The 14,325-nt window shown below is 61.6% G+C and carries 13 protein-coding genes and 1 pseudogene; 8 read left to right on the forward strand and 6 right to left on the reverse strand.

Going from position 1 to position 14,325, the window contains the following annotated elements; all coding sequences use genetic code 11:
- Positions 1-60 precede the first annotated feature (60 nt).
- Positions 61-2,097, forward strand: a complete 2,037-nt coding sequence (locus JTP94_RS23855) for an ATP-binding protein (protein ID WP_204852889.1) — start codon at positions 61-63, stop codon at positions 2,095-2,097.
- A 9-nt stretch (positions 2,098-2,106) separates the two neighbouring features.
- On the opposite strand, the gene miaA is transcribed toward JTP94_RS23855, so the two are convergent.
- On the reverse strand, positions 2,107-3,006 hold the full coding sequence (gene miaA, locus JTP94_RS23860) for a tRNA (adenosine(37)-N6)-dimethylallyltransferase MiaA (RefSeq protein ID WP_204852890.1): 900 nt from the start codon (positions 3,004-3,006) through the stop codon (positions 2,107-2,109).
- On the opposite strand from miaA, the gene serB reads away from it, so the two are divergent.
- The 3 genes from serB to JTP94_RS23875 are packed head-to-tail and all read left to right on the forward strand — an operon-like array spanning position 3,005 to position 5,062.
- Positions 3,005-3,895: a phosphoserine phosphatase SerB gene (gene serB, locus JTP94_RS23865; RefSeq protein ID WP_204852891.1), complete on the forward strand. Its 891-nt coding sequence runs from the start codon at positions 3,005-3,007 to the stop codon at positions 3,893-3,895. The two genes, miaA and serB, sit on opposite strands and share 2 nt — an antisense overlap.
- A 34-nt stretch (positions 3,896-3,929) precedes the next feature.
- On the forward strand, positions 3,930-4,493 hold the full coding sequence (locus JTP94_RS23870) for a GNAT family N-acetyltransferase (RefSeq protein WP_204852892.1): 564 nt from the start codon (positions 3,930-3,932) through the stop codon (positions 4,491-4,493).
- Positions 4,490-5,062, forward strand: coding sequence for a GNAT family N-acetyltransferase (locus JTP94_RS23875; RefSeq protein ID WP_204852893.1), 573 nt, complete (start codon positions 4,490-4,492; stop codon positions 5,060-5,062). The genes JTP94_RS23870 and JTP94_RS23875 overlap by 4 nt, the downstream gene beginning before the upstream one ends.
- Before the next feature lie 5 nt (positions 5,063-5,067).
- Here the strand turns inward: JTP94_RS23875 and JTP94_RS23880 are convergent, their stop codons facing one another.
- The 5 genes from JTP94_RS23880 to JTP94_RS23900 form a co-directional block, all read right to left on the reverse strand.
- Entirely contained in the window at positions 5,068-6,780 is a 1,713-nt protein-coding gene (locus tag JTP94_RS23880) for a DegQ family serine endoprotease (RefSeq protein ID WP_204852894.1), read from the reverse strand.
- Between the two features lie 193 nt (positions 6,781-6,973).
- A complete protein-coding gene (gene hflC / locus JTP94_RS23885; protein ID WP_204852895.1) occupies positions 6,974-7,915 on the reverse strand; it encodes a protease modulator HflC in 942 nt (313 codons plus the stop codon).
- Positions 7,915-9,042 carry an FtsH protease activity modulator HflK gene (hflK, locus tag JTP94_RS23890; RefSeq protein ID WP_204852896.1) on the reverse strand — a complete coding sequence of 376 codons (1,128 nt, stop codon included), beginning with the start codon at positions 9,040-9,042 and terminating at the stop codon, positions 7,915-7,917. The genes hflC and hflK overlap by 1 nt, the downstream gene beginning before the upstream one ends.
- Before the next feature lie 163 nt (positions 9,043-9,205).
- Positions 9,206-9,724: a dihydrofolate reductase gene (locus tag JTP94_RS23895; RefSeq protein ID WP_204852897.1), complete on the reverse strand. Its 519-nt coding sequence runs from the start codon at positions 9,722-9,724 to the stop codon at positions 9,206-9,208.
- Between the two features lie 107 nt (positions 9,725-9,831).
- Entirely contained in the window at positions 9,832-10,665 is an 834-nt protein-coding gene (locus JTP94_RS23900) for an NAD(P)-dependent oxidoreductase (RefSeq protein ID WP_204852898.1), read from the reverse strand.
- Between the two features lie 266 nt (positions 10,666-10,931).
- Here JTP94_RS23900 and JTP94_RS23905 point away from each other — a divergent pair, with 266 nt between their 5' ends.
- The 4 genes and pseudogenes from JTP94_RS23905 (at position 10,932) to JTP94_RS23920 (ending at position 14,297) form a co-directional block, all read left to right on the forward strand.
- Entirely contained in the window at positions 10,932-11,786 is an 855-nt protein-coding gene (locus tag JTP94_RS23905) for a branched-chain amino acid ABC transporter permease (protein WP_204852899.1), read from the forward strand.
- Positions 11,786-12,835 (forward strand): branched-chain amino acid ABC transporter permease, encoded by a 1,050-nt coding sequence (locus tag JTP94_RS23910; RefSeq protein WP_204852900.1) that lies wholly within the window; start codon positions 11,786-11,788, stop codon positions 12,833-12,835. The genes JTP94_RS23905 and JTP94_RS23910 overlap by 1 nt, the downstream gene beginning before the upstream one ends.
- Positions 12,832-13,561, forward strand: a pseudogene (locus JTP94_RS23915) (ABC transporter ATP-binding protein). Before JTP94_RS23910 ends, JTP94_RS23915 begins: the two are co-directional and overlap by 4 nt.
- Complete coding sequence (locus JTP94_RS23920; protein WP_204852901.1) at positions 13,554-14,297, forward strand: ABC transporter ATP-binding protein; 744 nt, start codon at positions 13,554-13,556, stop codon at positions 14,295-14,297. The pseudogene JTP94_RS23915 and the gene JTP94_RS23920 overlap by 8 nt, the downstream one beginning before the upstream one ends.
- The last annotated feature ends 28 nt before the right edge of the window (positions 14,298-14,325 follow it).

Below are 14,325 nucleotides of genomic sequence, written 5' to 3' on the forward strand. Positions count from 1 at the left end.
GACAGGATTTTGTTAAGCCGCCGACCCTATGCTCCGCAATCTAACGCTTGAGGTAGCCGTTTGCTCAATAATGATCTGCAGACGTCCGGCAAGGCTGGAGATTTAGATCGCCGCGATAAACTGAAGCCAGGAAATCGCTTTCTCGGTCGCGTCGTTGCGTGCAACGGCTCCAGGGCGACCATTGCCGCCGTCGCCGAGGACGGCGGCACCGATCTCACGGAACTTTGGTCGGTCGGCAAGCTGATCTCCATCAGCGTCGGGACCAATCGCGTCGCGGCCATGGTCTACGCCATGAATACCAGTAACATCGGCTGGGGCGAAGAACAGGACAACCTCTTCCGTATCGAAGTGGAGCTGCTAGGCGAGGTCCGTGTCGAACCCGATGGCCGCGAGGAATTCTCAAGCGGCATTTCCGCTTATCCTTATCTCGGCGCCATCGCGCATCGCATCCGCGCCAGCGACCTCATGCGCATCTTCGATGCCGGCAAGGACAGCAGCTGCGTCATCGGCAAGCTGACGCAGGACGAAAGCATCGATGCCGCCATCCACATCCCGTCGATGCTGTCGAAACATTTCGCCGTGGTCGGCTCCACCGGCGTCGGCAAATCGACCGCCGTTTCACTTCTGCTGCACAAGGCGATCGGCGCCGATCCGAAGCTGCGCGTGCTGATCCTCGACCCGCACAATGAATTCGCCGCCGCCTTTCCGAAGCACTCCGTCGTCATCGATACCGAGACGCTCGACCTGCCCTTCTGGCTGATGCGGCTCGAGGAATTCAGCGAAGTCGTCTTCCGCGGCCGTCCGGCAGTGCCGGAAGAGCTAGATGCGCTGCGCGATCTCATTCCGGAGGCGAAACGAGCCTTTCGCGGCAGCGATTCAACCTTGATGCGCCGCCAGTCGGAAAAAGCATCGGTGACGGCGGATACGCCGGTTCCCTATCGCATGGCCGACCTGCTGGCGCTGATCGACGAACGCATCGGACGGCTGGAGGGCCGCCAGGAAAAGCCGCACCTGCGCTCGCTGAAAATGCGCGTCATCTCGGCAATCAACGATCCGCGCTATAATTTCATGTTCTCCAACAACACGATCACCGATACGATCATGGAGACCATTGCCGAGATCTTTCGCATTCCGGGCGATGGTAAGCCGATTTGCACCTTCCAGCTCGCCGGAATTCCTTCGGAAGTCGTCAACTCCGTCGCGTCAGTCCTATGCCGCATGGCGTTCGAGCTGACGCTCTGGAGCGATGGCGCGATCCATATGCTCGTCGTCTGCGAGGAAGCGCATCGCTATATCCCCGCCGATCCGACACTCGGCTTCCTGCCCACCCGGCAGGCCATTTCCCGCATCGCCAAGGAGGGACGCAAATACGGCGTTTCGCTTGGCATCATCACCCAGCGTCCGGGCGAACTCGACCAGACGATCCTGTCGCAATGCTCGACCCTGTTCGCCATGCGCCTTGCCAATGATCGCGACCAGGAAATCATCCGTTCTGCCATACCGAACTCCTCCGTATCGACGACGAGTTTTCTGTCATCCATAGGCAACGGCGAAGCCATCGCCTTCGGCGAAGCCATTGCCGTGCCGATGCGCATGCGTTTTTCTCGCGTGGCAGAGGATCTGCTGCCGAAAGCCCATGGCAGCGTGGCGAAAGCTAGCGAGGAATCGCCTGACACCGTCGACTTGCGGACCATTGTCAGTCGCATGCGCTCGATCTCCACTCCCGATATTTCCGCCCTGCAGCAGAGCTACAATGCCGCGAGTGAAGTTATGCCGGACATCGGGAACGATCTTGGCGATGCCCCTGTCGAGCAACCCGCAAGGCGTCCGATGGAGGCAACCGCGCCATCGATCGAACCCTATCGCCCGGACATGCTGCCGCGCGCCGACGCTGTGCCGCAGACGGCTGCCTCCATGCAGACATCGATCGACAGCAAGCTCGCGGAACTGCGCCGCGAAATCCGTGGCGACGACACGGCTGGCGCTCGCGCGATGCCGACGAGAGACCCCGCTCCGCCCCTGCGGCGGGAGCCCGGCCTTTCGCTGCGTGACAGTATCCTGAAGAAGCCGCTGAGCAGCCTTTACGACAAGGATTGATCGGTCAGCCTATGGCTGGCTGATGCGCTCCCAGCTTTCGTCCATCTGATTGCGAAACCACGTCATTTGCCGCTTGGCATATTGCCGCGTGGCTGCCGCTCCGGTTTCGAGAACGTCCTCTCGCGTCATCTCACCTCTTAGCATCGCTGCAATCTGCGACACACCGATCGCCTTCATGACCGGCATCTCCGGCGACAATTCCAACGCCAGCAGAGCCTGCACTTCGTCCGCAGCACCCATCGCCAGCATCTTTTCGAAACGGCTGTTGATGCGCTCATGCAGCAAGGCGCGGTCGGGCAGCACCACGATCTTCCGGGCGCGATCAGGATCGATCACAACTGGCCCGGTCTTCCCCTGAAAGGCGGCGATGGATCGGCCAGTCGCTTCGATCACCTCCAGGGCGCGAACGATGCGCTGGCCGTCCTGAGGATTGAGAGTTTCAGCAACGGCACTGTCGCGGTCGGCAAGCTCGCGATGCAGCGCCTCGGCTCCCTCCGCCAGGAACCGTTCCCGCAGACGGCTTCGAATCTCGACAGGAACCTCAGGCATGTCGGAAAGACCGCCTGTCAACGCCTTGAAGTAAAGCCCTGTTCCGCCAACGAAAACAGGCATTCTCCCCTCCTTGCGCAACCGCTCCACCAATGCGGCGGCTTCGCGCAGCCAGACCCCGGTGGAATAGGCTTGCGCCGCCGGCACATGACCATAGAGATGATGCGGAATGCCCTCCATATCCGCCTGCGAAGGCCGAGCGGTCAGCACGCGCAACGTATCGTAAACCTGCATGCTGTCGGCGTTGATGACCACGCCGCCATGCGCACGCGCCAATTCAATGGCCAGTGCGGACTTGCCGCTGGCGGTCGGCCCGGTTATCAGGATCGCGTCGATATCGCTCACAAGGTTTCTGCTCATGGCCTTCGTTGCCACGCTTATTGCCAATCCGTCAAATCCCGTTCTTGCTCCGGCCATCGCCGAACAGGCGGCGGACGCCGTCGGGGCTTCAGGGCTCTATTGGTTGGCCGACGGCATCGCCTGCGATATCGCGCTGCGTGATGATGCCGACCTGCAGGCGGCGGAAGCCGGCATTCTCGCCGTCATCGGCGGCGCGCCGATCGACCTGGTGATCCAGGAAGCCGAAATGCGTCGCAAGAAATTGCTAATCGCCGACATGGATTCGACCATGATCGGCCAGGAATGCATCGACGAGCTCGCGGCCGAAGTCGGTCTGAAGGAGAAGGTCGCCGACATCACGGCCCGCGCCATGAACGGCGAGATTGCCTTCGAGCCCGCCCTGCGCGAGCGTGTGGCTCTGCTGAAGGGCCTGCCGCTTTCCGTGGTCGACGATGTCATCGCAAAACGCATCACCCTGACGCCGGGCGGCCCTGAGCTGATCGCCACGATGAAAGCGAAGGGCTATTACGCCGCCCTCGTTTCCGGCGGCTTCACCGTCTTTACGAACCGCATCGGCGCGACATTGGGCTTCGACGAGGATCGCGCCAATATCCTGCTGGAGGAAAATGGCGTTCTGACGGGCCTTGTCCAAGAACCGATCCTCGGCAAGCAGGCCAAGGTGGATGCGCTGAACGAGATCGCCGAAAAGCTCGGAATTTCGACGGATGACGCGCTCGCCGTCGGCGACGGCGCCAACGATCTCGGCATGCTGCAGCTCGCCGGCGCGGGCGTCGCGCTCCACGCCAAGCCGACGGTTTCAGCGCAAGCCCGAATGCGCATCGACCACGGCGATCTGACCGCCCTGCTCTATCTTCAGGGCTATCGAAAGACCGACTTCATCAAACCATAAGACCGGCGGAAATCGCCGATACCGGATGCCATCGATGATCATCACCGAAACCGAACGCCTCATCATCCGCAACTGGCGCGAGACGGATCGCGATCTGGCCTTCGAGATCAATTCGGACGAGGCCGTCATGGAATTCTTTCCCTTCCGCCGCAACCGCGCGGAAGCAGATGCCTTTTTCGACCGCGTTCACTCGATGATCGCCGAAACCGGCCTCGGCTTCTATGCCCTGGAGAACAAATCGACCGGCGAGACGATCGGCTTTTGCGGGCTGGCGCGTGTCGATCACCTGGAGCCCCACATAGCCAAGGGCACGGTCGAAATCGGCTGGCGGCTGGCGGTCCGCTTCTGGGGCAAGGGATTTGCCAGCGAGGCAGCACGAGGGCTTCTCGCCCACGGTTTCGAAAAACTCGGTCTCGACCAGATCGTATCCTTTGCCGTACACGACAACATCAGGTCGACCTCCGTCATGGAGCGGATCGGCATGCATCGCGTCGCCGGTGGCGATTTCGACCATCCCAACGTGCCTGACACCTACCCACACCTGAAACGTCATGTGCTTTATCGCCTGACCGTGGATGAATGGCGCGCCGGACGATGACCGTCATCGAGACGCCCCGGCTGATCCTGCGACCCTGCCGGGAAGAGGATCGGGATCTGTTCTACGAACTCAGTTCCGATCCCGCAGTGCTTGCGTTCTTTCCCTTTCGCCGCAGTCGAGCAGATGCCGATGCTGTCTTCGCCATGGTCCGGAGCATCGTCCCGGAACCCGGCTTCGATCTTCTCGTGATGGCTTTGAAGCAGAGCGGCGAAGCGATCGGCCTTTGCGGGCTGTCGAAGCCGCAGCTCGAGCCCCATCTTCCGAAGGACGCGGTGGAAATCGGCTGGCGGATTTCAGCGCGCCACTGGCGCAATGGCTATGCCACAGAAGCCGGCCTGGCAATCTTGCGCCACGCCTTCGAGACGCTGAAGCTTGATGAAATCCTGTCGATCGCCGTTCACGACAACCGTCGTGCCCTGACGGTCATGCAAGGGATCGGCATGCATCCGGATCCGGCCATCGATTTCGACCACCCGCAGATTCCGGACACGCATCCGCAATTAAAGCGCCATGTCGTCTACCGCCTGCGTGCCGCCGAATGGCGGTCGCCGGGGCAAACGGAAAACTGACGTCTCTATTCGAGAGCAACAGCGATAAAGCGCAAGTCGCCACTTGGAGACGCGATCATCAACTGCGCGTTGCGGCGGCCTTCACGCTTCAGCGAGGCCACCTTTTCCGATGCGGCACTCGGCGTCTGCACGAATTCCTGCGCGACTTCGACGACGACATCCCCGGGTTTCAGGCCCTTCTCGGCGGCAGCCGAACCCGGCGCAACTTCCGTGATGACGACGCCATCGACGCTATCGGCGATACCGAAGCTCTTGCGGTTCTCGGCCGTCATCGTCGCCAGCTTCATGCCGAGTATATTTGTGTTTGCCTGGGCCGGCGGCTGAGTCTGCGGCGACTGCTGCTGGTTGTCACCCTGGTCCTGTCCATCCATGCCATCATCATTGCCGTCATCGCTCCCGTCCGGATTGATGACGCCGTCGCGATTGGCGTCGCCATCAGGCGCAAGCTGAGGCTGCTTGTCCTTGTCGGTGGTCGCCGCTGCCGCCTGATCGCTATTCTCCAGTCGGCCAAGCGTGACCTTGACGGTCTGTTCCTTGCCGTCGCGGAAGATGATCACATCGACTTCCTTGCCGACCGGGCTTTCGGCGACGACACGCGGCAGGTCGCGCATCTCAGCCACATCCTTGCCGTCGAATTTCAGGATGACGTCACCTGCCTTGATGGTGCCGTTGTCGACGGGGCCGCCCTTGATGACGCCGGCCACGAGCGCGCCCTTCGCGCTGCCGAGACCGAGACTGTTGGCGACATCATCCGTTACCGGCTGAATACGGACGCCAAGCCAGCCGCGACGGGTTTCGCCGAAATCCCTGAGCTGCTTGACGACGCCCTCGGCCAGCTCCGACGGCACGGCAAAGCCGATGCCGATCGAGCCGCCGCTCGGGGAGATGATGGCCGTGTTGATGCCGATCACCTCACCCTTCATGTTGAAGAGCGGACCGCCGGAATTACCCTTGTTGATCGCCGCATCCGTCTGGATGAAATTGTCGTAGGGACCGGCATTGATGTTTCGCCCGCGCGCGGAAACGATGCCGATGGTCACGGATCCACCCAGGCCGAAGGGATTGCCGATCGCCATCACCCAGTCACCGATCCTCATCTTGGAGGAATCGCCGAACTTCACCGCCGTCAGCGGGTGCTTCGGCTCGACCTTGAGGAGCGAAAGATCGGTCTTCGTATCGGTTCCGATCAGCTTCGCCTTCAGCTTCGTCCCGTTCGGGAAGATCGCCTCGATATCATCGGCGCCTTCGATGACGTGGTTGTTGGTGACGATATAGCCGGCCGCATCGATGACGAAGCCGGAGCCGAGCGAGCTCACCTTGCGGTTGCTGTCGTCATTATTCCTGTTCTTGAAGAAATCGTTGAAGAAATCCTGGAAAGGCGAATTGTCCGGCACCTTCGGCGTCGCCGGACCATCACCCTCGTCCTTCACCTTCTGCGAAGTGGAGATGTTGACGACGGCATCGAGCAAACCGGAAGCAAGATCTGCAACCGAAGCAGGGCCGGCATTCATCGCCGGGTTCATCGTCATCGTCGGTGTGTCCGCAGGCGGCGTCTGGTTGTCGGTGGCTGCCGGTGCCTGAGCACCCGCAGCCGCGCCGCTATTCTGCGTCTGCGCGTGGGCCTGTCCGGCACCACCCACGACGGGACCGGCAATCAGCGCCATGCTGGCCAGCAAAGCGAACGAACGTCTGAAAGGCAGGCGAATGGTCGGGGCCATCAGGCATCCTCATCGATAAAGGGAAATCTTGAATAAGCATCAACATAAGGCGGAATGATGAAGCGTGAAATCACCTTTTTGCGAAATCCCCGAACCTCAATCCGACCAGGGACTTGATGGCGAAGGTGACACGGTTTCGGCTAAAGAAAAGGGCCGCCGTGAGGCAGCCCTTCGATTTCAGCGGGTTGACGCCTCAGTTCGCCGGAGTCGTCGTCGGATTGGCCAGCGCCGGCGCGGCGGAATTGGGCGCAGTGCCGTTAGGACTATCGAAGAACTTGAAGAAGTCCGACTTGTTCGGCGGCAGGACCAGCGTCTTGCCACCTGAGACGAACGCCTTGTTGTAGGCGGCCATCGTGCGATAGAATTCGTAGAAATTCGGATCGCGCGATGAGGCACCGGCGAAGATGCCGTTGCGCTCGGCTTCACCCTGACCGCGCAAGACCTCCGAATCCCTCTGCGCATCCGCGAGGAGCTCGACGACCTGACGGTCCGCGATCGCGCGGCGGCGCTGGCCTTCTTCGTTACCCCGTGCGCGGAGGAGCTCGGCTTCCGCCAAACGCTCGGCCTTCATACGATCGTAAGTATTCTGCGACACTTCCTGAGACAGGTCCGTGCGGCGGATGCGGACATCCTCGATATTGAGACCGAGCGTCTCGGCATCGCGACGCAGATCGTCCCGCACTTCTGTCATCATCGACGCGCGTTCGTTGGACAATGCCGCTTCGAAGTTGCGCAGACCGTAGACACGACGCAGCGAGGCGTCGAGGCGAGTTCTGAGACGGGATTCCGCCGCATCGCGATCGCCCGACACCGCCTCGCGGAACTTGCGAGCATCGGTGATCTTGTAGACGACGAAAGCATCGACCTCGTAGAACTTGCCGCCCGACACCTGGACGCGGATATTGTCCAGATCGAAACGGAGTTCCTGCAGCTGGATGTATTGAACGCGGTCAGCATCCATGAAGGCGAAGGGCAGCTTGAAATAGAGCCCCGGCTCCGCCTTGACTGCGCGGATCTGGCCGAAACGCAGGACGATTGCCTGCTCCCGGGCATTGACCACGAACACCGACGAATAAACGAGCAGCAGCAGCACCGCGAGCGCGATGAGAATGGTTGGCAAACGGCTGGACGTCATTATTTGGCCTCCGGCTGAGCTGCAGTGGCGGGCTTGCCCGCCTGCGTCGCGGGCTGCTTGCCGAGGTCGTTCAGCGGCAGATAGGGCACGACGCCCTGCTTGTCGTCGATGATGACACTGTTGGAATTGCCGATGACGGTCTCCATGGTTTCAAGGAACAGCCGCTTGCGGGTGACTTCCGGCGCCTTGATATACTCGTCGTAGATCGAGATGAAGCGCTGCGCCTCACCCTGAGCTTCCTTTACGACACGATCCTTGTAGGCAGCCGCTTCTTCGCGGATCTGAGCCGCGCGACCACGAGCCTGCCCTAGCTGCTGGTTGGCGTACTGATTGGCTTCTTCAACCTGCTGGTCTTCGTTCTGCTCGGCGCGCTGCACTTCTTCGAACGCATCCGCCACTTCGCGCGGCGGTGCTACATCCTCGATCGGCACGGCAGTAATGGAGATGCCGGCGCCGTAGCGGTCCAGCGTATCCTGGATGATGGCCCTCACCTGAACGGCGATTTCCTGGCGGTTATCGCGATAGATGTCCTGGGCGGGACGGCGGCCGACGATTTCGCGCATGGCGCTTTCGGCAACCTGCTGCAGCGTTTCGTCGGGACTTTCGAGATTGAAGAGATAGGATTGCGGATTGGTTACCACAAAGAGAACCGAGAACTGGACGTTGACGATATTCTGATCGCCCGTCAGCATCAGGCCGGCATTCGAACCGGCAGCCGAGCGACCGCCTATATTGCGCTGCTGTTCCGTGACCTTCACGAACTCAACGCGATCCATCGGCCAGAAATGGAAATGCAGGCCGGGCATCGAGACTTCCTCGCGCGGCTTGCCGAAACGCAGTTCCACACCACGCTCGTCAGGCTGCACCGTATAGATGCACTGGATCAGCCAGAAAACACCGATAACCGCTGCAATGATGAGGAAGACACCTGCATTAAAGCCACCAGGGATAAAGCCCCTCAACCGGTCCTGGCCGCGGCGAATAATATCCTCGAGATCCGGAGGCCCTCCGTTGCCGCTTCCCCGCGGCCGGTTCGGTCCTTGCCCCCAAGGTCCCTGATTATTTCCACCGCCGCCGCCGCCGCCCCATGGGCCACCGCCGCCGCCATTCTGATTGCTCCAAGGCATCAAAACCTCTTTGTTTGTTGACTCCCAGCACCGCGCCGAACCCGCAAAATTAGCAGGCAGCAGCGATTGCTTCCCGTTATAGGTATCGACGCACCTGCTTTCAACGCAACTTCAGGAAGTTCGGCGGATTAACTGGAAAATATTTGAATTTTCGGGGCAGCCCTTATGCATTTCGCCTAAAATAACTGACGAAACGCGTCGGGTAGGTATCTTTCTCGCCGGCGGGCACGGCAAGCTCGCTGTCGACCTGCCAAAGGGCGGGATCGATGGCCGGGAAGGAGGTGTCGCCATCCACCTCCGCCTCGACATGCGTGATGAGCAACCGGTCTGCCAGACCGATCGCCTGCCGATAGATCTCGCCGCCGCCCAGAATGCAGATCTCGTCGACGCCGCTCTCCATCGCAAGGCGGGCAGCGGCATCGATGGCTTCGCTGAGCGAATGCACCACCGTTACGCCTTCTGGCGAAAAGCTTGCGTCGCGAGTGATGACGACATTCGGTCGGCCGGGCAGCGGCTTGCCGATCGACTGGAACGTCTTGCGTCCCATGATGACGGGCTTGCCGAGGGTCATCGCCTTGAAGCGCTTGAGATCGGACGACTGTCGCCAGGGCATGGCGCCATCGCGCCCGATAATGCCATTGCGCGAAACGGCAACGACGATGGTCTTGATCGGCTGGGTCATGCTTCCTCCCTCAAACAACGTCACCGCCGCCTTAGGCGAGTCGGCCTCATGATTCCATTGCATGATAGCGCTGACATCAGGTGGAGAGCACCCCACTTGTAGCTCGATCAGCCGCCATTAAGCTCGTCGAGCTGCCCGGCCAACACCCCGCCATCTTCGCGATCATCCGCCATCTTGCGGTAAAGACCGGCCATGCCTTTGAATATCAGCGCGGCGGGATCGTCTTTACCGAGGAAATCCGAAATCTCCTCCATCTCCGCGACCCAGCGATAGGCCTTCGGATACATGTCCGGAATGCCCTGCACAAATTTCGCATCGAGATCCGGCAGGCTTTCCTGAAGTTCGCGCTTCAGGGCCTCGTCCGCTCCGGAGCGGATCGCGGCGAGCAGCATGGCTGTCCCAAGGCCCGTCACGCCCTTGTTGATTCCGGCATAGCACATCTTCAGCGCCGACGCGGCGCCGATCGGCCCATCGATGCGGCGCACCTGAAGCCCGCGTTCGGCCAGCACGGCGCTGTCGTTGGCCGCATCTCCGCTGACATAAAGCTTGGGTCCCTTCTGGCCGGGCTTCGGTGGGCCGCCGATAATGGAACCATCAAGAACCACGCCGCAATCGCTGGCGAAGATCGCGGCGACCTGCGTCATCGTCTGCGGCGAAATCGCGTTGCAGTCCATGAACGTCGTCCTCGTGCCGCGCCGACGCACGGCGGTAGCGATCTGCTCGGCCACGTCGACGGCATTGGCGGGCGGGACGATGGAAAGGATGAGGCCGGCTCCGGCGATATTGTCCAGTCCGACGACGTCCATGCCCACAGACTTCGCTCGATCGACCGTCGCCGCAGAACGACCTTCGAGATAGGTCAGCACCTTCGCGCCGTTCTCGACCAAACGCCTCGCAATGGCGCTGCCCATCGCGCCGGCTCCGATGACTGCGATATCCACGACCGATCTCCTTCTCCATACAAGGACGACAACATAACGCCTCGCGGCCGGCCAGACGAGCGGAATGCCGCGCGGTAACGATAAGTTTTTGACGATTGGCGACGGCACAAAAACGATCTGCCGAGACAGGCACTATAGCTTTTTCTTATAGGCAGCCGACCATTTCGAAATGGGCAATTGCCGCGCTTCCCGTCATCCCTAGTCGCCAGTCAAGACCCATCAGGGCGAGCAGCCTCGACGTGGCATTGACGGGACACGGAGGAGAAATGCTGACCCTTTTATTTGACGGCCTCGCTTATGGCATGTTGCTGTTCGTGCTCTCGTGCGGGCTGGCGGTGACGCTGGGATTGATGAATTTCATCAATCTGGCCCACGGCGCTTTCGCCATGGCCGGCGGCTATGTCACGGTGGTGCTGACGAACAGATATGGCGTGCCTTTTCTGCTGACGCTGCCGATTGCCTTCGCCGCTACCGCCATCGCCGGGGTCATTCTTGAGAAGACCCTCTACGCACGGCTCTATGACAAGAGCCCGCTCGATCAGGTGCTGTTCTCGATCGGCATCGTCTTCATCGCCGTCGCCGGCATCGACTACATCATGGGATCGCAGCAGCAGATCCTGAACCTGCCGGACTTCCTGCGCGGCCGCGTCGAGGTGTTCGGCGTCGGCATCGGCGTCTATCGCGCCTTTCTGATCATCGTCTGCGGCCTGCTTGCCTTCGCGCTGCAGATGGCGCTTGCCCATACGCGCTTCGGCAGCCGCCTGCGTGCTTCGGTGGACGATCGGCGTGTGGCGCGGGGCGTCGGCATTCATGTCAACATGATCTTCGCCATCACCTTCGCCGTCGGATCCGGCCTTGCGGGCCTCGGCGGCGCTCTCGGCGCGGAAATCCTCGGGCTCGATCCGACATTTCCGCTGAAGTTCATGGTCTACTTCCTCATCGTCGTCTCTGTCGGCGGCACATCGAGCATGTACGGACCGCTCTGTGCCTCGATCCTGCTTGGCGTGGCAGACGTTCTCGGCAAGTATTACGTGCCGGCGCTCGGCGGCTTCGTGATCTATATCGTCCTCGTCGCCGTTCTGGTCGTCCGGCCACAAGGCCTCTTCGCGAGGGCCAACTGATGAAGACATCCGGTTCCGCAAACACGGCGCTCGAACAGCGCATCTCCGGCGTCATGAGAAAATCGGCGCGCTGGAGCATCCTCGAACTGGCGTTCTGGGCACTCGCCATCGCCTCATGGTTTCTCTTTCCGAGCCAGCACCTGATCCTCAACGAAGTCGTCGGCTTCGCGATCCTCGCCCTGTCGATCGATCTGATACTGGGCTATGCCGGCATCGTCTCCCTTGGGCAGGCTGCGATGTACGGCGTCGGCGCCTATGCCAGTGGGCTCTTCTCGATCCACGTCACCGGAGAACCGTTAACGGGACTGATCGTCGGCGCTCTCTCAGGCGCGGTCGTTGCCTTCCTCACAAGCTTCCTGCTGCTACGCGGCGGCGATCTGACGAGGCTGATGGTCACCCTGGGCGTGGCGGCCGTCTTCTCTGAAATCGCCAACCAGGCAAGCTGGCTGACGGGCGGCGCGGACGGCCTGCAGGGAATTACCATCCAGCCTTTGTTCGGTGTCTTCGATTTCGACATCTACGGACATACGGCCTATGCCTATAGCCTCGGCGTCCTGTTCATCCTCTTCCTTCTGGCCCGGCTGATCGTTTCCTCGCCCTTCGGTTACTCGCTGAAGGCGATCCGCGACAATCCGCTGCGCGCCTCGGCGATCGGCATACCGGTCAATGCGCGCCTGGTCGCCATCTACACGCTTTCCGGCGCCTATGCCGGCATCGCCGGCGCGCTCTTCACACAGACGCAGCAGTTCATATCGCTCGATGTCCTGTCCTTCCAGAAATCCGCCGACGGCCTGATGGTCCTCGTCATCGGTGGCACCGGCTATCTCTATGGCGGCATCGTCGGCGCACTTGTCTACGAGCTGATACAGGACGCACTGTCCTCGATCACCCCGCAATACTGGCAGTTCTGGCTCGGCATGCTTCTGGTCGCCTTTGTCCTCATCGGGCGCGACCGTCCGCGTCAGCTTGTACTTACCCTCTCCGCCCGCTTTTCCGCTGCCCGCGGCAATCTCTTGCGGGGCCGCGCATCCACGAGGAGAGTACCGTGACGGCTGCCGTTCTCGAAACAAGACATCTCAACAAGTCGTTCGGCGCGCTGAAAGCCACCACCGACGTATCGTTCCGCCTGGAAAAGGGCACGCGTCATGCGCTCATAGGGCCGAATGGCGCGGGCAAGACGACCTTCATCAATCTTCTGACCGGCGTGCTGGCACCTTCAGGCGGCCAGGTTGCTCAAGCGCGAAAGGCGCGTGCATCGCGGCCTGGTGCGGACATTCCAGATCAACCAGCTGTTCGGCGAGTTGAACGTCGTGGAGAGCCTGGGGCTCGTGATCAGCGAGCGGCGCGGGCATGGCCGGGACTGGTTTCGCACCGCCGGCACGCTTGCGGGCATGGAGGATGAAATCGCCGGACTTGTTGGGGACTTTGGGCTCGACACCGTGCTCGACCAGCCCTGCTCCAGCCTGCCATACGGCAAGCAGCGCCTGCTCGAAATCGCGCTGGCGATCGCCTGCAAGCCCAAGGTTCTGCTGCTCGACGAACCCGCCGCCGGTGTGCCGGAAGCGGATCGGCACGAGGTTCTGGCGCGCCTTTCGGCCCTGCCGAAGGACGTCTCGATCCTGCTCATCGAGCACGACATGGACCTCGTCTTCAACTTCGCCGACCGGATCTCGGTCCTCGTCGCCGGCGCCCTCTTTGCCGAGGGCACGGTGGCGGAGATCTCGACCGACCCGCGCGTCAAGGAAGTCTATCTCGGAGGGGCCAACCATGCCTGAACTCCTTTCGCTCGATCGCCTCTCGGCCGGCTACGGCAAAGCCGTGGTCCTGCATGGCATCAGCCTTTCCGTCGGCTCCGGCGAGGCCGTCGCCCTCCTCGGCCGCAACGGTGTCGGCAAGACGACGACGCTGAACAGCATCGTCGGGCTGACGCGCTATCACGGCGGCAGGGTCACGGTCGACGGTGCGGATATCGAGCGCCTGACGCCGGAACGCCGCGTTGCAACCGGCGTCGGCTGGGTGCCGCAGGAGCGCGGCATATTCCGCTCGCTGACGGTCGAGGAAAACATCACCGCAGTCGCCCGTCCCGGCAGGTGGAACCTGCAGGCCATCTACGAGCTGTTCCCACGGCTGAAGGAACGCCGCGGCAACTACGGCAACCAGTTGTCGGGCGGCGAACAGCAGATGCTGTCGATCGCCCGCGCGCTCGTCCTCAACCCGAAGATCTTGCTGCTGGACGAGCCGCCCGAAGGCCTGGCGCCGATCATCGTCGAGGAATTGCTTGCCGCCATCAGGCGCATCGTCCGCAACGAGGGCATGGCCGCCATCATCGTCGAGCAGCACGCGCAGCAGATCCTCGCGATCACGGACAAGGCGGTCATCCTCGAACGCGGCACCGTCGCCTATTCCGGCAAGAGCGCCGATCTCGCACAGGATGCCGCAACCCTCAGCAAGTTTCTGGGCGTTGGCACCGGCGGAGCGGATGCGCCGGTCTCGACAAAACGAAAGCACTGAATTGCAGCGGCAGTGGCCGGCAAACACC

Origin of the sequence: Martinezella lusitana, assembly GCF_016901135.1 — a bacterium.
Classification (GTDB): domain Bacteria; phylum Pseudomonadota; class Alphaproteobacteria; order Rhizobiales; family Rhizobiaceae; genus Rhizobium; species Rhizobium lusitanum_D.

Excerpts from the sequence above, each read along its gene's own strand:
- serB (WP_204852891.1), top strand. The coding sequence starts at position 3,005 with ATGGCCTTCGTTGCCACGCTTATTGCCAATCCGTCAAATCCCGTTCTT.
- miaA (WP_204852890.1), bottom strand. The coding sequence starts at position 3,006 with ATGAGCAGAAACCTTGTGAGCGATATCGACGCGATCCTGATAACCGGG.
- JTP94_RS23870 (WP_204852892.1), top strand. The coding sequence starts at position 3,930 with ATGATCATCACCGAAACCGAACGCCTCATCATCCGCAACTGGCGCGAG.
- JTP94_RS23875 (WP_204852893.1), top strand. The coding sequence starts at position 4,490 with ATGACCGTCATCGAGACGCCCCGGCTGATCCTGCGACCCTGCCGGGAA.
- JTP94_RS23880 (WP_204852894.1), bottom strand. The coding sequence starts at position 6,780 with ATGGCCCCGACCATTCGCCTGCCTTTCAGACGTTCGTTCGCTTTGCTG.
- hflC (WP_204852895.1), bottom strand. The coding sequence starts at position 7,915 with ATGACGTCCAGCCGTTTGCCAACCATTCTCATCGCGCTCGCGGTGCTG.
- hflK (WP_204852896.1), bottom strand. The coding sequence starts at position 9,042 with ATGCCTTGGAGCAATCAGAATGGCGGCGGCGGTGGCCCATGGGGCGGC.
- JTP94_RS23895 (WP_204852897.1), bottom strand. The coding sequence starts at position 9,724 with ATGACCCAGCCGATCAAGACCATCGTCGTTGCCGTTTCGCGCAATGGC.
- JTP94_RS23905 (WP_204852899.1), top strand. The coding sequence starts at position 10,932 with ATGCTGACCCTTTTATTTGACGGCCTCGCTTATGGCATGTTGCTGTTC.
- JTP94_RS23910 (WP_204852900.1), top strand. The coding sequence starts at position 11,786 with ATGAAGACATCCGGTTCCGCAAACACGGCGCTCGAACAGCGCATCTCC.
- JTP94_RS23920 (WP_204852901.1), top strand. The coding sequence starts at position 13,554 with ATGCCTGAACTCCTTTCGCTCGATCGCCTCTCGGCCGGCTACGGCAAA.